Source organism: Arachidicoccus sp., from assembly GCF_050436765.1.
Classification (GTDB): domain Bacteria; phylum Bacteroidota; class Bacteroidia; order Chitinophagales; family Chitinophagaceae; genus Arachidicoccus.
Window position 1 is genome coordinate 1,066 of the sequence record NZ_JBNQGD010000228.1, and the last position, 251, is coordinate 1,316.

Sequence of the window (251 nt, forward strand, 5' to 3'; positions counted from 1 at the left end):
AGTAAAATTTTCGTTGGCTGCAAAAGGCGCAAGGTTGTGTCGGTGACCAGTTGAGAAATTATCGAGGACTCGAACTTTGTAACCTTTATTTAAAAAATGTTCGCATAGATTGGAACCGATGAAGCCGGCACCGCCGGTGATGAGTATTGTTTGCATGTCTGTTATCTGTTTAAAAGTTTGAAGGTTAAAGGATGAAAGGTTAATTTCCCAATTGTTTCCTTCTATTATCTGTTGTCCCTTATTCGCTGTCT

The 251-nt window shown here is 39.4% G+C and carries 1 protein-coding gene; it reads right to left on the reverse strand.

What is annotated here, in order from left to right; genetic code table 11:
- On the reverse strand, nucleotides 1–156 hold a 156-nt coding region (locus ACQR30_RS10175; RefSeq protein WP_429734658.1), incomplete at its 3' end, for an NAD-dependent epimerase/dehydratase family protein.
- Nucleotides 157–251 lie beyond the last annotated feature (95 nt).